Origin of the sequence: Candidimonas humi (genome assembly GCF_019166065.1) — a bacterium.
GTDB classification, from domain to species: Bacteria; Pseudomonadota; Gammaproteobacteria; order Burkholderiales; family Burkholderiaceae_B; genus Candidimonas; species Candidimonas humi.
Map to the genome: position 1 here is coordinate 16,399 of NZ_JAHTBN010000004.1, position 18,957 is coordinate 35,355.

Sequence of the window (18,957 nt, forward strand, 5' to 3'; positions counted from 1 at the left end):
GCTGCGGAATTGGCTGCACGGGCGCGCCGCGCGGGCGGCGTGTCTTCAGTCGTCCGTGCCCGGGGGCGGCGCGCGCTCGGCGTCGGCCTGCCCGGCGGCATCGTCGCCCGGGCCTCGCGCGGCATCGAAGCGCGGGTCTTCGGGCACGTAGGTGCCGTCGGCCTCGTCCTGGGCGCGCTGGGCCCGCCGGCGTTCTTCGTCCAGCCAGTCCTGCAGGCGCCACACCAATTCGCGCGTGCCCATGCCGTCCAGCGCCGAAATGCCGAATACCGGCCCTTTCCAGTCCAGCGCCTCGCACAGGCGGCGAGTGACGTCTTCGGGGTCGGCCACCATGTCCAGCTTGTTGAGCACCAGCCAGCGCGGCTTGGCATAGAGCTCGGCGTCGTACAGGCGCAGCTCTTCGACTATGGCGCGGGCGTCGGCGGCGGCTTGTTCGACCGGGTCGAGATCGGGGTCGGGCGACGAGACGTCGACCAGGTGCAGCAGCACGCGCGTGCGCGACAAGTGGCGCAGGAACAAATGGCCCAGCCCGGCGCCTTCGGAGGCGCCCTCGATCAGGCCGGGAATATCGGCCACCACGAAGCTGCGCGAGGCCGATGTGCGCACCACGCCCAAGTTGGGATGCAGCGTGGTGAAGGGATAGTCGGCGATCTTGGGCCGGGCGTTGGAAATCTTGCTGATCAGTGTGGACTTGCCGGCATTGGGCAAGCCCAGCAGGCCGACGTCGGCCAACACCTTGAGTTCCAGGCGCAGGCGGCGCTGCTCGCCTTCGCGGCCCGGGGTCCATTGGCGCGGCGCGCGGTTGACGCTGGACTTGAAATGGATATTGCCCATGCCGCCGGCCCCGCCTGCGGCCAGCGTGACGCGCTCGCCGTGGCGGTCGAGATCGAACAGTTGCTCGCCGGTGTCGGCGTCGTAGATCACCGTGCCCACGGGCACGCGCAGCGTGATGTCGGGCGCCGCCGCGCCGTATTGGTCGGAGCCCCTGCCGTTCTCGCCGTTGCGGGCGCGGTGCAGGCGGGCATAGCGGAAATCGATGAGCGTATTGATGTTGCGGTCGGCCACCGCGTAGATGCTGCCGCCGCGCCCGCCGTCGCCGCCATCGGGGCCGCCCTTGGGTATGAATTTTTCGCGGCGAAAACTCGCCACGCCGTTGCCGCCCTTGCCGGCAATGACTTCTATGGTGGCTTCGTCGACGAATTTCATGATGTTCTGATGTGCCTGCTGGTGATGTGCGTGCAACCGCCCATTCTAAAACAAAAGCCCTGCCATCAGGCAGGGCTTGGGACTACCGGGCTTGCGGCGCCTATTCTGCGGCGACTACGGAAACCGTATGCTTGTTCAGCGCGCCCTTGACCGCGAACTGTACCGTGCCGTCTACCAGCGAGTACAGGGTGTGGTCCTTGCCCATGCCGACGTTGGTGCCGGCGTGGAAACGCGTGCCGCGCTGGCGCACGATGATCGAACCGGCGGGGATCAGCTGGCCGCCGTATGCCTTGACGCCGAGGCGCTTCGATTCTGAGTCGCGTCCGTTGCGGGTCGAGCCGCCGCCTTTTTTCTGTGCCATGTTTAGCTCCTGCTATACAAAACCGGTGCTTCGATCTCAGGCCGTGACGGCTTCGATGCGAATTTCGGTGTAGTTCTGACGATGGCCTTGGTGCTTCTGGTAATGCTTGCGACGGCGCATCTTGAAGATCTTGACCTTGTCGTGCCGGCCTTGCGCAAGAACCGTTGCCTTGACCACGGCTCCAGTAACCAAGGGCGTACCAATCCTGAGTTGGTCGCCTTCGCCTACCGAGAGAACCTGGTCCAGCGTGATTTCTTGCCCGATGTCTGCCGGTATCTGTTCTACCTTGAGTTTTTGGCCGGCGGCAACACGATACTGCTTGCCTCCGGTTTTTATGACCGCATACATTTAGGGTATACCTCGAAAAAATATGCTTGGCAAAATGCCAAGCTCGCTATCATAGCGTGAATTTGTTTTTGAAGTCAAATAGTTGCGGGCGCCTGAGGCGGGAGCAGGTAGGTGCTCCCGGGCCAGGATGGATCCGGGGCGCCGCCTCGGGCTCCCGGGTCAGGACCGGTAGTCGGCGTTGATGCTGACGTACTCGTGCGAGAAGTCGCAGGTATAGACGGTATCGGCCACGTTGCCGCGTCCCAGGGCGATGCGCACCAGGATCTCGGGCTCTTTCATGACCCGCTGGCCGTCTTCTTCCTGGTATTCGGGGTGGCGGCCGCCCTGGCTGGCCACCAGCACGTCGCCCAGCCAGAGCCGGATGCCGTTCACGTCCAGGTCGTCGATGCCGGCATAGCCGATGGCCGCGAGGATGCGGCCCAGGTTCGGGTCCGAGGCGTAGAAGGCGGTCTTCACCAGCGGCGACTGGGCCACCGAGTACGCCACCTTGAGCGCCTCTTCGGTGCTGCCGGCTTCTTCCACGCGTATGGTCATGAACTTCGTGGCGCCTTCGGCATCGCGCACGATCTTCTGCGCCAGTTCGGCTGCGGCGGCTTCGAGCGCGGCATACAGGGCGGCATAGCGCGGGTCGACCTCGGACTCGATGCGCAGGCCCGAGCGGCCCGTGGCCATGATGATGAAGGAGTCGTTGGTCGACGTGTCGCCGTCGACGGTGATGCGGTTGAAGGACCGGTCGGCGATCGCCGAGGCGGCGCTGCGCAGCAGCCCGGCATCGATCCCGGCGTCCGTGGCCAGATAGCCCAGCATCGTGGCCATGTTCGGCCGGATCATGCCGGCGCCCTTGCTGATGCCGGTGATCGTGACGGTGGTGCCGTCCAAGTCCAGCCGGCGCGAGACGATCTTGGGCTGGGTGTCGGTAGTCATGATGCTGTAGGCGGCGTCATGCCAATTGCCCGGGGCCAGGCTGGCGACCGCCTGCGGCAGCGCGGCGGTCAGGCGCTCCACCGGCAGCGGTTCGAGGATCACGCCGGTGGAAAAGGGCAGCACCTGCTGCGCTTCGATGCCCAGCAGGCCGGCCAGCGCGGCACAGGTCTGGCGGGCGGCGTCCAGTCCCTGGGCGCCGGTACCGGCGTTGGCATTGCCGGTGTTGATCACCAGGGCGCGCACGCCGCTGCCGGCGGCCAGATGGCTTTCGCAAACCTGCACGGGCGCTGCGCGGAAGCGGTTGCGGGTGAACACGCCGGCCACCGCGCTGCCTTCGGCAAGGCGGAACACCGTCAGGTCGCGTCGTCCCGCCTTGCGTATGCCGGCTTCGGCAATGCCGATCTCCACGCCTGCGACGGGGAAGATTGCGGATTCGGGGGGTACGTGCAGATTGACGGCCATGGCAGTGTGCTCGACGGAGGTTGTGCGGGTCGCGATGCGGGGCGCGGCGGCGCGTTGCTAAGAAACAGAAAACCCGGAAACAGAAAACCCGGGAATGGAAAGCCTCGGGTGGGGAATCCGGCCTGGGTCGCTGCGGGCCCGGGGGCGGACGCGGCGATTTTAGCGCGCTGCGCGGTCGCGGTGCCGGCAATTCGCTAGGGGAGGATCGTACCGATACGCAGTGCGGCGATCGGCCTGTCTTGCCTGGCCATGCCGCTGGTGCCGTGTGCGGCGTCGCGCCAAGATCCCGGCGGAGCTTGCCGCTTCGGCCAGGAGCCCGCGTCAGGGCTTGCCGTTGCGGCGCGGCTGGTTCAGCAGCTTCAGTTCGCCCAGCGCCTCGTACAGGGCCTTGTGGCTTTTCTCGGACAGCCCGCCCAGCATCTCGCGTATCCAGTGCTCGTGCGACTGGGCCATTTTGCGGAACACGCGCTTGCCGCGCGCGGTCAGGCGGATCAGCGAACTGCGCCTGTCGGTCGCGACCTTGATGCGCTCGACCATGCCTTCTTTTTCGAGCTGGTCGGTGATGCCGGTGATATTGCCGTTGGTCACCATCATGTGGCGCGACAGTTCGCTCATTTTCATGCCGGCGGGCTCGCGCAGCAGTTGCGCCATGAGGTCGAAGCGCGGCAGCGTGGTTTCGTATTCGACGCGCAGGCGGCTGCGGATCTCGCCCTCGATCAGGTTGCAGCAGGTCAACAGCCGCAGCCAGAGGCGCAGGTCGTGGTGGTCTTCCGGCACCGTCCGGCTTTCCAGGTCGGGCAGGGGGGACGGTTCGAGGGTTTCGTGAGTGTCGCTCATTTGATTCGCAAGTGGCCTTACACGCCCCGCGGGATGCCGTTGCGGCGCCGGACTCGCGGCCGCGGGCCTGCCGCGCCTTCCATGGCATTATGGAAACAGCTTGAATTGTAAAGGCAAACACTTTTTAATCCTAAACCACAAGGGCCGGACGACGGCCCGCCCGCCTGCGGCCGCCGGGCGGTCTGCCCGCCAACAAACTCCACGGGATACCCCAGTCATGTTCGAGAAATTCTTTTCCGCTACCTACGCCGACGCGCGGCAGTCCTTCCTGGCCGCTGCGCGCACCGGCGGCCACGCGGTGCGCAGCTTCGTCAACCCCGTGGGCCCGGGGGTGGACGGCGAAGAGCTGGCCATCGACGCGGCCTACGTCGGGCCCGAGGATGCCCGCGCGCTGCTGATGCTTAGCTCCGGCACGCACGGGGCCGAGGGCTATTGCGGCTCGGGCTGCCAGATCGCGCTGCTGCACGACGAGGCGCTGATGCGCAAGGCCGGCGACGCGGGCATAGGCATATTGCTGGTGCATGCCTTGAACCCCTATGGGTTTTCGTACGGCCACCGTACCAACGAAGACAATATCGACCTGAACCGCAATTTCTGCGATTACGCGCGGCCGCTGCCGGCGAACGCGCATTACGCCGACCTGCATCCGGTGCTGCTGACCGAGGCGTGGCCTCCCGGCCCCGACAACGAGGCGGCCATCCAGGACTTCATACGCACGCGCGGCGAGCGCGCCTACGGCGAGGCCGTGATGAAGGGCCAGCATACGCATGCCGACGGCCTGTTCTACGGAGGCGTCGCGCCGGCCTGGAGTAATCGCGTGCTGCGCCAGATCTGCCGCGAATACGGCCGCGGCCGCGAGCGCATGGCCTGGATCGACTACCACACCGGCCTCGGGCCCTACGGCCACGCCGAGAAAATCTTCGTGCAGCCGCCCGGGGCGGACTACGAACGGGCGCTGCGCTGGTGGGGGCTGGACCTCGTGCCCATCTTCGGCGCCGAGTCCAGCACAGTGGATATCGCCGGTACGCTGGTACAGGCGATGCTGGAAGAATGCACGGACGTGCCGCAGCGCACTTTCCTGGCCCTGGAATACGGCACCCGGCCCTTGGCGGAGGTACTCATGGCGCTGCGCGGCGACCGCTGGCTCGAAAGCCATCCGCAGGCCGACCCGGAACTGCGCCGCCAACTGAAGGCGGTGCACCGCGCCACTTTCTACCCCGACCACGACGACTGGCGCGGCGCCGTCATCGGCCAGTCGCGCGCCACCTTGCTGCAGACCCTGAACGGACTGACGGACTGAGTCGGAGCCTGCGGGCCGCCTGGTCCGGGCGCCCGTCCGATGGCTTGGGGGCGTCGCGAGGCAAGGGGATGCCGGCAGGGCGGCTGCCGCTGCATGGCCGAGCGGGAAGGCGGCCGGGCGAGGTCTCCTGCTGACTGTTCTGCTGTGCCGGCCGCTGGCCGCCGCCCTCGGGCCAGCGGTTCCCGCAAGGCCCGGCACGGCCCGGCCGACGACTTCCAACTCCGATCGCAAATACCACTTGCGGGCGCCTTTTTTTGGCTATATAGTTTAAACCTAAAATATTTGGACGGATGGCCCGGCATGGCGTCCGCCTTCTGCCGGGCCCTCGCGTCCCGGCTCCGCGCCCGGAGAGAAACAAGCATGAACGTCTTATGTATAGGTGGAGGCCCCGCGGGCCTGTATTTCGGCCTGCTCATGAAGCTGGCCGACCCCAGCCGCGAAGTCACCGTGGTCGAGCGCAACCGTCCCTACGACACCTTCGGCTGGGGCGTGGTGTTCTCCGACGCCACCCTGGACAATCTGCGCCAGGCCGACCCCGTGTCGGCCGAGGAAATCAGCGCCGCCTTCAACCACTGGGACGACATCGAAATCCACTACCGGGGCCGCAGCGTGCGCAGCAGCGGGCATGGTTTCATCGGCATCGGCCGCAAGAAGCTGCTCAACATCCTGCAGGCCCGCTGCGAACAACTGGGCGTGAAGCTGGTGTTCGAAACCGACGTCACCGACGACCAGGCGCTGGCCGAGCAATACCAGGCAGACCTGGTGATCGCCTCCGACGGCCTGAACAGCCGCGTGCGCACGCGCTATGCCGACACCTTCCAGCCGGACATCGACACGCGCCAGTGCCGCTTCGTCTGGCTGGGTACCCGCAAGACTTTCGACGCTTTTACCTTCGCCTTCGTGCAGACCGAGCACGGCTGGTTCCAGGCCCATGCCTACCAGTTCGAGCCAGGCATGTCGACTTTCATCGTCGAAACCCTGGACTCCACCTGGAAGGCCGCGGGGCTGGACGCCATGAGCCAGGAAGACGGCATCGCCTATTGCGAGCAGCTGTTCGCCCCCTGGCTGGACGGCAACCGGCTGGTCTCCAACGCCACGCATTTGCGCGGCTCGGCCATCTGGATCCGCTTCCCTCGCGTCATCTGCAATACCTGGGTGCGCCGCCAGGCGCTGCCCGGCGGCCGCTCGGTGCCCATCGTCCTGATGGGCGATGCGGCGCACACCGCGCATTTCTCCATCGGCTCGGGCACCAAGCTGGCGCTCGAGGATGCCATCGAACTGGATCGCTCCATCCGTGCACATCCGGGCGACCTGGGCGCCGCCCTGCATCACTACGAAGAGGTGCGCAGCGTCGAGGTGCTGAAGATCCAGAACGCGGCGCGCAACTCCACCGAGTGGTTCGAGAATGTCGAGCGCTACGCCGCCTTCGAACCCGAGCAATTCGCCTATTCGCTGCTGACCCGCTCGCAGCGCATTTCCCACGAAAACCTGCGCTTGCGCGATGCGGGCTGGCTGGAAGGCTATGAACGCTGGATGGCCGGCAAGGCCGGCGCCGGCGCGCAGGGCCAGGCGGTGCCGCCCATGCACTTGCCCTACACCGTGCGCGGCGTCACCCTGAAAAACCGCGTGATGGTCTCGCCCATGGCCATGTATTCCAGCGTGGACGGCGTGCCGGGCGACTTCCACCTGGTGCACCTGGGCGCGCGCGCCATGGGCGGCGCCGGCCTGGTCATGGTCGAGATGACCTGCGTTTCGCCCGAGGCGCGCATCACCCCGGGCTGCCCCGGCATGTGGAACGACACGCAGATGCATGCCTTCAAACGCATCGTCGATTTCGTGCACGGCAACAGCAGCGCCCGCATCGGCATGCAGTTGGGCCACGCCGGGCGCAAGGGTTCGACGCGCGTGAGCTGGGAAGGTACCGACCTGCCGTTGCCCTCGGGCAATTGGCCGCTGGTGTCGGCCTCGCCCATCCCGTACATCGAGGGCGTGTCGCAGGTGCCGCAGGAAATGACGCGCGCCCAGATGGACGAGGTGCGCGAGCAGTTCGTGGCCGCGGCGCGGCGCGCCCGCGAGGCCGGCTTCGACTGGCTCGAGCTGCACTGCGCCCACGGCTACCTGCTGTCCAGCTTCATCTCGCCTCTTACCAACCAGCGCACCGACGAATACGGCGGTACGCTCGAGAACCGCCTGCGCTATCCGCTCGAGGTCTTCCACGCGGTGCGCGAGGCCTGGCCCGAGAACTTGCCGATGTCGGTGCGCATCTCGGCGCACGACTGGGTCGAGGGCGGTATCACCGCCGACGACGCCATCGAGATCGCCCGGCATTTCAAGCAGGCCGGCGCCGACATGGTCGACTGCTCGTCAGGCCAGGTCAGCAAGGCCGAGAAGCCGGTCTACGGCCGCATGTTCCAGACGCCTTTTGCCGACCGCGTGCGCAACGAAGCCGGCGTGGCCACGATCGCCGTGGGCGCCATCTTCGAGGCCGACCACGTCAACAGCATCATTGCCTCGGGCCGCGCCGACTTGTGCGCGCTGGCGCGTCCGCACCTGGCCGACGCGGCCTGGACGCTGCGCGAATCGGCGCGCATCGGCTATACCGACGTGGCGTGGCCCAAGCAGTACTTCCCCGCCAAGCGCCAGCTCGAGACCAATTTCGAGCGGGCCGCGGCCTACGCGCAGCAGGTGGGCAAATGAGCGCGGCTGCCGGCTCCACGGGCGCCGCAGCTCACCGAGACGCAGGGCCTGCCGGCGCGGCGTTGCAGGGGCGGCATGCCCTGGTCACCGGCGCTTCGCGCGGCATAGGGTTCGAAGTGGCGCGCGCGCTGTTGGCGCAAGGCGCGCGGGTGACCCTGCTGGGGCGCAACCCGCAAGCCCTGCAGCAGGCCGCGGCGGCGCTGGCCGGACACGGCGAGGTGCACACCGCCAGCGGCGACGTGGCGCAGCGCCCGGCTGTGGATGCCGCCTTCGCCTCGGCAGTGCAGCGTTTCGGTGCCGTGGACATCCTGGTCAACAACGCCGGCCAGGCGGTCAGCCAGCGTTTCGACCGCCTGACCGAAGAACAGTGGCAGCAGATGCTGGCGGTGAATCTCACCGGCACCTTCCATTGCATGCAGGCGGCGCTGCCCGGCATGCTGCAGCGCCAATGGGGGCGCATCGTCAATGTCGCCAGCACGGCGGGGCTGGTCGGCTACGCCTATGTCAGCGCTTATTGCGCGGCCAAGCACGCGGTGGTGGGCCTGACCCGCTCGGTCGCCCTGGAAGCCGCGGGCAAGGGCGTGACCGTGAACGCGGTTTGCCCCGGCTACACCGAGACCGACATCGTGCGCGAGGCGGTCGCCAATATCAGCGGCAAGACCGGCATGAGTCCGGAACAGGCGCGCGCCAAGCTGGCCGAGCGCAATCCGCAGGGGCGGCTGGTGCAGCCCGCAGAGGTCGCCAGCGCCGTGCAGTGGCTGTGCCTGCCGCAGGCCGGCGCGATCAACGGGCAGTCCATACCCGTCGACGGGGGAGAAGTGATGGTCGGCTAGCGGCGGCCGGCCGGGGCGGGGCCGACGTGGCCTCGAAGCGGCAGCCGGAAACGGCGCCGCGCGATATGCGGCAGCAGGATTATCGGCGCCGGGCTCCTCGCGACCCGGCCCATGACGAACAGGAGTCTTTGCATGGAACAAGTCGTACACACCATGGCGCATCACAAGCGCCCGTATGCCGGCTACGAAGCCAGGAATTTCCTCTGGGAAGTCTCGGACGACGCCAAGGTGGCCACCATCACCCTGAACCGTCCCGAACGCAAGAATCCGCTCACCTTCGATTCGTACGCGGAACTGCGCGACCTGTTTCGCGGGCTGGTCTACGCCACGGACATCAAGGCGGTCGTGGTCGTGGGGGCGGGCGGCAATTTCTGCTCGGGCGGTGACGTGCACGAAATCATCGGGCCGCTGACCCGCATGAGCATGCCCGAATTGCTCGAGTTCACCCGCATGACGGGCGACCTGGTCAAGGCCATGCGCCTGTGCCCGCAGCCCATCGTGGCCGCCGTCGACGGCATCTGCGCCGGCGCCGGCGCCATGGTGGCGCTGGCCTCGGACATGCGCCTGGGCACGCCCCAGGCGCGCACGGCCTTCCTGTTCACGCGCGTGGGCCTGGCCGGCGCCGACATGGGCGCCTGCACGCTGCTGCCGCGCATGATAGGGCAGGGCCGCGCTTCCGAACTGCTGTACACCGGCCGCGCCATGAGCGCCGACGAGGGCCTGGCCTGGGGCTTCTTCAACGGCCTGCACGAAAGCGGCGAGGTGCTGCGGGCGGCGCAAGAGCTGGCGCGGCGCCTGGCCGACGGCCCCACTTTCGCGCACGGTGTGACCAAGAAACTGCTGCTGCAGGAATGGTCCATGAGCGTCGAGCAGGCCATCGAGGCCGAAGCCGAGGCGCAGGCCATCTGCATGCAGACCAAGGACTTCCGCAGGGCCTACGAGGCGTTCGTGGCCAAGCAGAAGCCCGTGTTCCAGGGCGACTGAGATGACTAGCGACGACAACTGGCTGCAATGGCCGTTCTTCGACGAACGCCACCACGAGCTGGCGCATGGCCTGCGTGCCTGGTGCGCCAGCACCCTGGCCGCGGTCGACCATCGCGACACCGATGCGGCCTGCCGCGACCTGGTGGCGCGACTGGGCGCAGCCGGCTGGCTGAGGGTGGCCGTGCCCATGGGCCCGCAAGGCAGTTGGGGCGGCCGCTGGCCGGCGATCGATTCGCGCGCCCTGTGCATCGTGCGCGAGACCCTGGCCAGCCACGATGGGCTGGCCGACTTCGCCTTTGCCATGCAGGGCCTGGGCAGCGGCGCCATTTCGATAGCCGGCAGCGACGCGCTGCGCCTGGCCTACCTGCCCAAGGTTGCCAGCGGCGAGGCGATCGCGGCCTTCGCATTGTCCGAGCCCGAGGCGGGTTCGGACGTGGCGGCCATGAGCTGCGCCGCCCGCCTGGAAGGCGACAGCTATGTGCTGGACGGCAGCAAGACCTGGATATCGAATGGCGGCATCGCCGATTTCTATTGCGTGTTCGCGCGCACCGGCGAAGCGCCCGGCGCGCGCGGCATCAGCGCCTTCGTGGTCGATGCCGACACGCCGGGCCTGTCCATTTCAGAGCGCATCGATGTCATTGCGCCGCACCCGCTGGCCACGCTGCGCTTCGACAACTGCCGGGTGCCGCTGACGCATCGGCTGGGCGAGGCGGGCCAGGGTTTCAAGATCGCCATGATGACGCTGGATATCTTCCGCGCCTCGGTCGCGGCCGCCGCCTTGGGCTTCGCCCGGCGCGCCCTGCAGGAAGGGCTGGCGCGGGCGCGCTCGCGCCGCATGTTCGGCCAGACCCTGGGCGACCTGCAACTGACCCAGGCCGCGCTGGGCGAGATGGCCACCGAGATCGACGCCGCGGCGCTGCTGACTTATCGCGCGGCATGGCTGCGCGACGTCAAAGGGGTGCGCACCACGCGCGAGGCGGCGATGGCCAAGATGGCGGCCACCGAATCGGCCCAGCGCGTCATAGACCGCGCTTTGCAGATGTACGGCGGCGCCGGCGTGGTCAGCGGCGCGCCGGTGGAAAAACTCTACCGCGAGATCCGCGCGCTGCGGATCTACGAAGGCGCCACCGAGGTACAGAAACTGATCATCGCGCGCGAATTGCTTAAAGAGGCCGCCGCCGGCTGAAGCCGGTCGGGCGGAAAAAGGAAGAGTTGCCGCTCTTGCCGCAGGGAAGGCCGGCCGCGCGCCGGACCGAGTCCGCGGGCGCAGGGCGGCAGGACTGGAAAGGAGATGAACATGGAAGTATCGGCCCACAAAGACACGTTTGCCCGCGATCATCTGCCGCCGCTGGAAGAATGGCCCGAGCTGCTGCTGGAGGGCAATCCCGACGTGGCGTATCCGGCGCGGCTGAACTGCGCGGTGGAACTGGTCGACGCCATCGTCGCGCGCGGCCAGGGCGAGCGCGCGGCGCTGCATTGGCGCGAAGGCGGCAAGAAGCGCAGCATGAGCTACCTGCAGTTGATGGAGCTGACCAACCGCGTCGCGCACGTGCTGGTCGAGGACATGGGGCTGGTGCCGGGCAACCGCGTGCTGCTGCGCGGGCCGAACAATGTGATGATGGCGGCCTCCTGGCTGGGCGCGGTCAAGGCGGGGCTGGTGACGGTCCCGACCATGCCCTTGCTGCGTTCGTCGGAGCTCAAGCCCATCATCCAGAAGGCAAAGATACAGGCGGTGCTGTGCGACGCGCGGCTGGCCGACGAAGTCGAGCGCTGCCTGGACGCGCATCATCCCGACTTCTGCCCCGAGCTGAAGCAACTGCGCTACTTTAACGAGAACGGCGAGGAAAGCCTGGACACCCTGGCCGCGGCCAAGCCGGCCCATTTCCAGGCCTGCGATACGGCTATCGACGACGTATGCCTGGTCGCTTTCACCAGCGGCACCACCGGCAAGCCCAAGGGCTGCATGCATTTTCATCGCGATGTGCTGGCGATGTGCGACACCTTTTCCAGGCATGTGCTGCGCACCTGCGCCGACGATGTGGTGTGCGGTACGCCGCCGCTGGCGTTCACTTTCGGGCTGGGCGGGCTGCTGTGCTTCCCCTTGCGCGAAGGCGGCTCGGTGGTGCTGACCGAACGCCTCACGCCGGACGAACTGCTGGCCACGGTGCAGGAATTCGGCGTGACCATGAGCTTCACGGCGCCGACGTTCTACCGGCAGATGGCGGGGCTGGCGCCCAAGTACGATCTGTCGACCTTGAAGAAGACGGTATCGGCGGGCGAGGCCCTGCCCGAAGCCACGCGCCGTCTCTGGAAGGATGCGACGGGGCTGGAAATGATAGACGGCATCGGCGGCACGGAGATGATCCACGTCTATGTGTCCAGCGCCGGCGACGAGGTGCGCCACGGCGCGATCGGCAAGGTGGTGCCGGGCTATGTGGCGCAGATCGTGGACGCGGATTTCAAGCCCGTGCCCAGCGGCACGGTGGGCCGCCTGGCGGTCAGGGGGCCGACGGGCTGCCGCTACCTGGACGACGAGCGCCAGCGGGTGTTCGTGCAAAACGGCTGGAACCTGCCGGGCGACACCTTCACGATGGACGATGACGGCTATTTCTATTACCAGGCGCGCAACGACGACATGATCATTTCCGCCGGCTACAACATCGCCGGCCCGGAAGTGGAAGACGCGCTGCTGCGCCACGAGGCGGTGGCCGAGTGTGGGGTGGTGGGGGTAGCCGACGCCGAGCGCGGCAATATCGTGGCCGCCTACGTGGTGCTCAAGCCTGGCCATGCCGCGGGCGAGGCCATGGTCAAGACGCTGCAGGAGCACGTCAAGTCCGTGATCGCGCCCTACAAGTATCCGCGCCGCATCGAGTTCGTGGACACCCTGCCGCGTACCGAAACCGGCAAGCTGCAGCGTTTCGTGCTGCGCAAGAACGCCTGAACGAATACGCATCCGATAGTCGATACGCATCCAACAGTTTCATGAGGAATAAGGAATGAAGATATTGCAACCCCCCGGCTGGATGGCGCCGCGCGGCTATGCCAATGGTGTCATGACGGAGTTCGCGGCCGGCAGCCGCCTGTTGTTCGTGGGCGGCCAGATCGGCTGGAACGGCCAGCAGCGGTTCGAGACCGACGACTTCGCCGAGCAGGCCGGGCAGGCGCTGCGCAATATCGTGGCGGTGCTGGAGCAGGGGGGCGCCAAGCCGGAACACATCACCCGGATGACCTGGTATGTGTGCGATAAGAAAGAATATGTCGACGCCCTGCGCGAGGTGGGACGCCATTACCGGGACGTGATCGGCCGCCATTATCCGGCCATGACGGCGGTGGAGGTCGCGGAACTGGTCGAGGACCGCGCGCGGGTGGAGATCGAGGTTACGGCGGTGGTGCCGCCGGGGGACGCGGGTTCTCAAGCAGTGGGCTCTTGAACATTGGGTTCTTTAGCATTGAGTTCTTTAGCATTGAGTTCTTTAGCCGCCGGGGCTGCCCTGCGGAGTTCCGATGCTCGGCAGACTCGCCTGCGCTTCGGTCTCCTCCGGGGTCCCCGGCTCACGATGCGGCATGCGATGACTGCTCACGACGCGGCATGTGATAACTGTTCACGCCGCGGCATGCGATAACTGCTCTCGTCGTGACTTGTAATAACTGCTTCAGCCGCGCCGTCGGCGGACCGGGCAAGGTGTTTATAGCGGCTGTTTGTGATGGCTGCTTGTTTTCCGGCCGGTGAGTGGGGTGTGGCGTGCGCAGGCCAAAGCCCTGGTCGTAGTCGAAGGCGGTTTTGGGCCGCCGTCCGTGGTGTTGCGGGTGTGGGGACCGGGCCCCGGGCCCCACGTTTCTACAGCTTGGCGAAAGCCTGCTCGGCCGCGTCCAGCGTGGCCTGGATGACGGCGTCGTCGTGCGTCGCCGAGACGAAGCCCGCCTCGAAGGCGGAGGGCGCGAAGTGCACGCCTTTGATCAGCATGGCGTGGAAGAATTTCTTGAAGCGTTCCACGTTGCAGGCCGAGACTTCCGCGAGGCTGGTGGGGACTTGCTCGCTGAAGTAGATGCCGAACATGCCGCCGATGTGGTCGGCGCTGAAGGCTATGCCGGCGGCGCGGGCGCGTTCGGTCAGGCCCTGCGCCAGCTTGGCCGTTTGCGCCGACAGGTGCTCGTAGAAGCCCGGGGCCGACAGCAGGCGCAGCGTCGCCAGGCCGGCTGCCACGGCCACGGGGTTGCCCGAGAGCGTGCCCGCCTGGTAGACGCCGCCCAGCGGGGCGATGTGTTCCATGATGTCGGCGCGCCCGCCGAAGGCGCCCACGGGCATGCCGCCGCCTATCACCTTGGCCAGCGTGGTCAGGTCGGGCCGGATGCCGGTCAGGCCTTGCACGCCTTGCGGGCCGACGCGAAAGCCGGTCATCACTTCGTCGAAGATCAGCAGCGCGCCGTACTGCGTGCAGAGTTCGCGCAGGCCCTGGAGAAAGCCGGGGGCGGGCTTGATCAGGTTCATATTGCCCGCCACGGGCTCGACGATGATGCAGGCGATGTCCTTGCCTTCTTTCTCGAAGGCGGCGCGCACGGCGTCGAGCTTGTTGTATTCCAGCACCAGCGTGTGCTGGACGAATTCCGGCGGCACGCCGGCCGAGGTGGGCGTGCCGAAGGTCAGAAGGCCCGAGCCGGCCTTGACCAGCAGGCTGTCGGCGTGGCCGTGGTAGCAGCCTTCGAACTTGACGATCTTGGACCGCCCCGTCACGCCGCGCGCCAGGCGGATGGCGGTCATGGTGGCTTCGGTGCCGGAGCTCACCAGGCGCAGCTTGTCTATGGACGGGAGGCGGGCGGCGATGGCCTCGGCGATTTCGATTTCGGATTCGGTGGGCGTGCCGAAGGACAGGCCGCCGACGGCGGCTTCCTGCACTGCGCGCACGACTTCCGGATGCGCATGGCCGAGGATCGCCGGGCCCCACGAGCCGATGTAGTCGATGTAGCGGACGTCGTCGGCGTCCCACATGTAGGGGCCCTGGGCGCGCTTGATGAAGCGCGGCGCCCCGCCCACTGAGCGGAAGGCGCGTACCGGGGAATTGACGCCGCCCGGAATGGTCTGGCAGGCACGTTCGAACAGTTCGGGATTACGGGACATGATGTGGCTCTGTGTAGCGATGTGGGATTCTGGATGGAGAGGCCGCCCTAGGCGTCGAACAGCGCGCGGCAGCGGGCCGCGGCGTCGCGGATGTCGGCGGCGGCGAACAGGCCGCTGATCAGGGCGATGCTGTCGGCGCCGGCGGCGATGACCGGCGCGGCGTTGGACGGGTCCAGGCCGCCTATGGCCACCACGGCGGGCCGGGTCGCGGCGCCGGCGGCTTCGGCCAGTTCGCGGCCGCGGCGGATGTGATCCAGGGTGGCGCGCACCGCCTGCGGCTTGACCGTGGACGGATAGACGGCGCCGAAGGCGATATAGTCGGCGCCGGCTTCCAGCGCCTGGCTGGCCAGGGCGGGCTCGTTATAGCAGGAGCAGCCTATGATGGCCTGCGGGCCGAGCGCCAGGCGGGCCTCGCGGACGTTGCCGTCCTCGCGCCCCAGGTGTGCGCCGTCGGCGCCGACCTCGGCGGCCACGCGCCAGTCGTCGTTGACGATGAATACGATGCCCAGTTCCGTGCACAGGGTGCGCAAGGCCCGGGCCTGCGCCAGCCTGTCGGGCGCACTGCCGGTCTTGCGGCGCCACTGCAGCGCGCGCATGCCGCCGTCGCCGGCGGCCCGCACCGCGTCGAGCAGGCGCGGGGTGTCGTCCCATTCGGGAGTTATGCCATACAGGCCGCGGGGAAAGCGCAGCCCGGCCGTCATGCGAGGCTCCGGCGGATCAATCGCTGCCCCATGCCGGGCTGGAACGAGGCCGCCGACAGCGCGGCCGCCTGTTCGATCGCGGCGGGAACGGCCTCGGCGACGCCGCGGCCGCGGGCCAGTTGGCCGGCGATGGCACAGGCCAGGGGCCCGCCGGCGTCGTGCACGCGGGCGGCGGGCGCGGCCCAGGGCCAGCTATGGGTTTCGTTGCGCTGGCCCTGCAGCAGGTATGAAGACAGCCCGGGGCGCATGGGGGTGGCCGTGGTCAGCACCCAGCGGGCCCCGTATTGCAGCAGCGCGTGGGCCGCCGAACCGCCTTCGACTTCGGGCAGCAAGCCTTCGGCCTGCCATTGCAGCAGCAACTGGTGCTCGACGATGGCAATGTCGGTCTGGGGCAGCAGCAGTTCGAAGGTCGCGCCCAGGGCTTCTTCGGGGTCGCTGTCTTCGAGCACCGCGGCGCCGGGCATCGCGCCCAGGTGCAGAACCAGGGGGACTTTGCTGTAGTCGGCGGCGATCTGCGCCACCACGCTGGCCGATTCGGCGGTGTACAGCGGGCCGATCTTGATGGCCTGCACCGCCATGTCCTCGAGCAGGCAGCGGGCCTGGTCGTCGATGGTTTCGGGCGCGACGGGCTGGATGTCTTCGACGCTGGCCGTGTCCTGCACGTGCAGGGCCGTTACAGTGCTCAGCGCGTGGCAGCCCAGGGCGGCGCAAGTAACCGCATCGGCAGGCAGGCTACCTGCCCCGCTGGGGTCGAAAGGACCGAAAATAAGGACTAACGGGGGATTGGTTTCTGGCACGGAGCGACGGATTGCGGAAATGGGCGGAAATCTTTGGTTATGATCGCAGAAATTGCGGTTGCGGACCGGACGTCTTGTCGAATGGCCCGCCGACCCCATTCTAATCTAACGGACCGGGTTTGCCGGGCGCCATTGCGCCCGGGCCTTCGGTCTTCTGTGGGTAACATAATATGCGAACTTGGATGTGTTTGATTTGCGGCTGGATCTATGATGAAGAGGCCGGCCTGCCCGAAGAGGGCATAGCCCCGGGCACGCGCTGGGAAGACGTGCCGCCGAACTGGGTCTGCCCGGAATGCGGCGCGCGCAAAGAGGATTTCGAACTGATCGAAGTCTGATCCCGGCAGGCGCCCGGCGCGGCGGCCGTTCCGCTGTGTCGGGCCGCAATCTGCCCCGTTCGCAGTCCTGCGGCTTGTCCTCGTGTCGCGTGCCGCCCTGGGCGAGCCTCCACGGGCGTGGTTCGAAAACTGGAAACCGGCTGAAAGTGCGGGTAAAAAGGTAAAGCAGGCAAAAACCAGGAGCAAGGACCATGGAAACCTCCGCCACGCAGTCCCACAGCGGCAACAGCGTCGACCTGTCGCGCCAATTCCTGGTCGCCATGCCGGGAATGGTTCATGGCAATCTCGCCGATACCGTCATCTATGTCTGCGAGCACACCGAGCACGGGGCCCTCGGCCTGGTGATCAACCGGCCGACCGATCTCACCGTCGGCAATCTGCTCGAGCGCATCGATCTCGATCTTTCGCTCGAGATCGGGCCGGTCAAGGACGCGCCGGTCTTTTTCGGCGGCCCGGTGCAGACCGATCGCGGTTTCGTGCTGCACGCGCCGGCCGGCGACTACGGTTCCAGCATCCGGCTGGGCGAAATGGCCCTGACCACCTCGCGCGACGTGCTGCAGGATGTCGCGCAGGGGCACGGGCCCGCGCACTTGCTGGTCACCTTGGGATATGCCGGCTGGGGGGCCGGCCAGCTCGAAAGCGAAATGGCGCAGAATGCCTGGCTGAACGTGCAGGCCGTCGAAAGCATCCTGTTCGACACGGCGCCTGAAAACCGCTACGAGGCCGCCATGCGCTTGCTGGGCATAGACCCGATCATGCTGGCCGGCGGCGCCGGCCATGATTGACGAAACCCTGCTGGCCTTCGACTACGGTACCCGCAAGATCGGCGTCGCGATCGGCAACACCCTGACCCGCCAGGCCCGGCCGCTGGAAATCCTCGCGCCGGTCACGCGCGAGCAGCGCTTCGCCGCGATCGGCCGCCTGTTGCAGGAATGGCGGCCCGACCGGGTGGTCGTCGGCCTGCCGCTCACCCCAGAAGGCGGCGATCAGTACGCGACCATGCGCTGCCGCCGCTTCGCCAACCAATTGCACGGGCGCTACGGCTTGAAGGTGGAATTGGTCGACGAACGCGGTTCCAGCGTCGAGGCGCAGGCCATACTCGGCACCAACGAGCCCGACGACGCGGTGGCGGCCGCCGTCATCCTGCAGCGCTATCTCGACGCGCTGGGCGCTTGAGCGCGGTCCGTCCGCGGCGGCTGCGCCAGGCGGCCGGGCGCTTTTATCGAATATCATTGCGCGACATTGTTTTCGACTTTTCGCGAGAGGCTGCTTGAGAATCCTGTTGTTCGCGCTGCGCGCGCCCTGTGTCGCCATCTGGATCGTGCTGGGCCTGCTTACCGTGGTTTGCGTGTTTCCCTGGCTGTCGCTGAGCGCCCGCGGGGCGGTCAACAGCCGCTGGTCGCGCATCCTGATGCGCCTGTGCGGCGTGGGTGTACGGATCTGCGGGCAACCGGTGCGCGGCGCGCCGGTGCTGTGGGTGGCCAACCATGTCTCGTGGGTCGATATCTTCGTGCTCAACAGCGTGCGCTGTACAGCCTTCGTCGCCAAGAGCGACATCCGCCGCTGGCCGGTGCTGGGCTGGCTGGTGGCCGGGGCGGGCACGGTATTCATAGAGCGCGGCCAGCGCCAGGCCATCCGGGCCGTGGGCCTGCAGATGGCCGAGCGCTTCCGCCGCGGCGAAGTGGTGGGCCTGTTTCCCGAAGGCACGACCTCGCCGGGCTTCGATGTGGGGCCGTTTCATTCCAGCCTGTTCGAGGCGGCCATCCAGGCCGGCGTGGACGTGCAGCCGGTGGCGCTGCGCTTCCTGCACCACGGCCGGCGCAGCGACCTCGCGGCCTTCGTAGGCGAGCAGAACCTGATCCAGAACCTGTGGTGCCTGCTGGGCGCCACGGGCATAGCGGTCGAGGCGGAATTCCTCGCGCCGCTGTCCAACGAAGACTGCCGGGCGCGCGGGCGCGCCAGCACGGCCGCGCGCGTGCATGGCGCGATCCGCGGGGCAGTGGTGGCGGCACGAGAGCCGGCGGCGGCCTGATACCCATCCGCAGCCAAAAATATA

General features: G+C 67.5%; 19 protein-coding genes. 11 read left to right on the forward strand and 8 right to left on the reverse strand.

Annotated features, from left to right (window positions below; genetic code table 11):
* Window positions 1–45: 45 nt before the first annotated feature.
* From obgE to KVP10_RS10620, 5 genes are all read right to left on the reverse strand, one after another.
* On the reverse strand, window positions 46–1,206 hold the full coding sequence (gene obgE, locus KVP10_RS10600; protein ID WP_217964574.1) for a GTPase ObgE: 1,161 nt from the start codon (window positions 1,204–1,206) through the stop codon (window positions 46–48).
* Window positions 1,207–1,306: 100 nt separating this feature from the next.
* On the reverse strand, window positions 1,307–1,567 hold the full coding sequence (gene rpmA, locus KVP10_RS10605) for a 50S ribosomal protein L27 (RefSeq protein ID WP_088604106.1): 261 nt from the start codon (window positions 1,565–1,567) through the stop codon (window positions 1,307–1,309).
* A 36-nt stretch (window positions 1,568–1,603) separates the two neighbouring features.
* Window positions 1,604–1,915 (reverse strand): 50S ribosomal protein L21, encoded by a 312-nt coding sequence (gene rplU / locus KVP10_RS10610; protein ID WP_217964575.1) that lies wholly within the window; start codon window positions 1,913–1,915, stop codon window positions 1,604–1,606.
* Between the two features lie 159 nt (window positions 1,916–2,074).
* Window positions 2,075–3,301 carry a bifunctional glutamate N-acetyltransferase/amino-acid acetyltransferase ArgJ gene (gene argJ, locus KVP10_RS10615; protein ID WP_217964576.1) on the reverse strand — a complete coding sequence of 409 codons (1,227 nt, stop codon included), beginning with the start codon at window positions 3,299–3,301 and terminating at the stop codon, window positions 2,075–2,077.
* A 321-nt stretch (window positions 3,302–3,622) separates the two neighbouring features.
* On the reverse strand, window positions 3,623–4,138 hold the full coding sequence (locus KVP10_RS10620; RefSeq protein WP_217964577.1) for a MarR family winged helix-turn-helix transcriptional regulator: 516 nt from the start codon (window positions 4,136–4,138) through the stop codon (window positions 3,623–3,625).
* Window positions 4,139–4,355: 217 nt separating this feature from the next.
* Between KVP10_RS10620 and KVP10_RS10625 the strand changes: the two genes are divergently transcribed.
* The 7 genes from KVP10_RS10625 to KVP10_RS10655 all read left to right on the forward strand — a co-directional run bounded on the left by KVP10_RS10625 (window position 4,356) and on the right by KVP10_RS10655 (window position 13,383).
* The gene (locus KVP10_RS10625; RefSeq protein ID WP_217964578.1) at window positions 4,356–5,438 is read left to right on the forward strand and encodes a M14 family metallopeptidase; all 1,083 of its coding nucleotides are present in this window, start codon (window positions 4,356–4,358) and stop codon (window positions 5,436–5,438) included.
* A 360-nt stretch (window positions 5,439–5,798) separates the two neighbouring features.
* Window positions 5,799–8,135, forward strand: a complete 2,337-nt coding sequence (locus KVP10_RS10630) for a bifunctional salicylyl-CoA 5-hydroxylase/oxidoreductase (protein WP_217964579.1) — start codon at window positions 5,799–5,801, stop codon at window positions 8,133–8,135.
* Window positions 8,132–8,968 (forward strand): SDR family NAD(P)-dependent oxidoreductase, encoded by an 837-nt coding sequence (locus KVP10_RS10635; protein ID WP_217964580.1) that lies wholly within the window; start codon window positions 8,132–8,134, stop codon window positions 8,966–8,968. The genes KVP10_RS10630 and KVP10_RS10635 overlap by 4 nt, the downstream gene beginning before the upstream one ends.
* A 132-nt stretch (window positions 8,969–9,100) precedes the next feature.
* Window positions 9,101–9,952, forward strand: coding sequence for an enoyl-CoA hydratase family protein (locus KVP10_RS10640; protein ID WP_217964581.1), 852 nt, complete (start codon window positions 9,101–9,103; stop codon window positions 9,950–9,952).
* 1 nt (window position 9,953) lies between these two features.
* Window positions 9,954–11,138, forward strand: a complete 1,185-nt coding sequence (locus KVP10_RS10645) for an acyl-CoA dehydrogenase family protein (protein ID WP_217964582.1) — start codon at window positions 9,954–9,956, stop codon at window positions 11,136–11,138.
* A gap of 111 nt (window positions 11,139–11,249) precedes the next feature.
* Entirely contained in the window at window positions 11,250–12,893 is a 1,644-nt protein-coding gene (locus KVP10_RS10650; RefSeq protein WP_217964583.1) for an AMP-binding protein, read from the forward strand.
* 55 nt (window positions 12,894–12,948) lie between these two features.
* Window positions 12,949–13,383, forward strand: coding sequence for a RidA family protein (locus KVP10_RS10655; RefSeq protein WP_217964584.1), 435 nt, complete (start codon window positions 12,949–12,951; stop codon window positions 13,381–13,383).
* 407 nt (window positions 13,384–13,790) lie between these two features.
* On the opposite strand, the gene hemL is transcribed toward KVP10_RS10655, so the two are convergent.
* Genes hemL through thiD form a run of 3 tightly spaced genes read right to left on the reverse strand, consistent with a single transcriptional unit; the run spans window position 13,791 to window position 16,566 of the window.
* Window positions 13,791–15,068 (reverse strand): glutamate-1-semialdehyde 2,1-aminomutase, encoded by a 1,278-nt coding sequence (hemL, locus tag KVP10_RS10660; RefSeq protein WP_217964585.1) that lies wholly within the window; start codon window positions 15,066–15,068, stop codon window positions 13,791–13,793.
* 47 nt (window positions 15,069–15,115) lie between these two features.
* A complete protein-coding gene (thiE, locus tag KVP10_RS10665; RefSeq protein WP_217964586.1) occupies window positions 15,116–15,769 on the reverse strand; it encodes a thiamine phosphate synthase in 654 nt (217 codons plus the stop codon).
* The gene (gene thiD / locus KVP10_RS10670; protein WP_343218721.1) at window positions 15,766–16,566 is read right to left on the reverse strand and encodes a bifunctional hydroxymethylpyrimidine kinase/phosphomethylpyrimidine kinase; all 801 of its coding nucleotides are present in this window, start codon (window positions 16,564–16,566) and stop codon (window positions 15,766–15,768) included. The genes thiE and thiD overlap by 4 nt, the downstream gene beginning before the upstream one ends.
* A 170-nt stretch (window positions 16,567–16,736) precedes the next feature.
* Between thiD and KVP10_RS10675 the strand changes: the two genes are divergently transcribed.
* From KVP10_RS10675 to KVP10_RS10690, 4 genes are all read left to right on the forward strand, one after another.
* Window positions 16,737–16,901: a rubredoxin gene (locus KVP10_RS10675; RefSeq protein WP_102068856.1), complete on the forward strand. Its 165-nt coding sequence runs from the start codon at window positions 16,737–16,739 to the stop codon at window positions 16,899–16,901.
* A gap of 191 nt (window positions 16,902–17,092) precedes the next feature.
* Window positions 17,093–17,686: a YqgE/AlgH family protein gene (locus KVP10_RS10680; RefSeq protein WP_217964588.1), complete on the forward strand. Its 594-nt coding sequence runs from the start codon at window positions 17,093–17,095 to the stop codon at window positions 17,684–17,686.
* Window positions 17,679–18,077, forward strand: coding sequence for a Holliday junction resolvase RuvX (ruvX, locus tag KVP10_RS10685; RefSeq protein WP_217964589.1), 399 nt, complete (start codon window positions 17,679–17,681; stop codon window positions 18,075–18,077). Before KVP10_RS10680 ends, ruvX begins: the two co-directional genes overlap by 8 nt.
* Before the next feature lie 94 nt (window positions 18,078–18,171).
* Window positions 18,172–18,933, forward strand: coding sequence for a lysophospholipid acyltransferase family protein (locus tag KVP10_RS10690; protein WP_376810981.1), 762 nt, complete (start codon window positions 18,172–18,174; stop codon window positions 18,931–18,933).
* The last annotated feature ends 24 nt before the right edge of the window (window positions 18,934–18,957 follow it).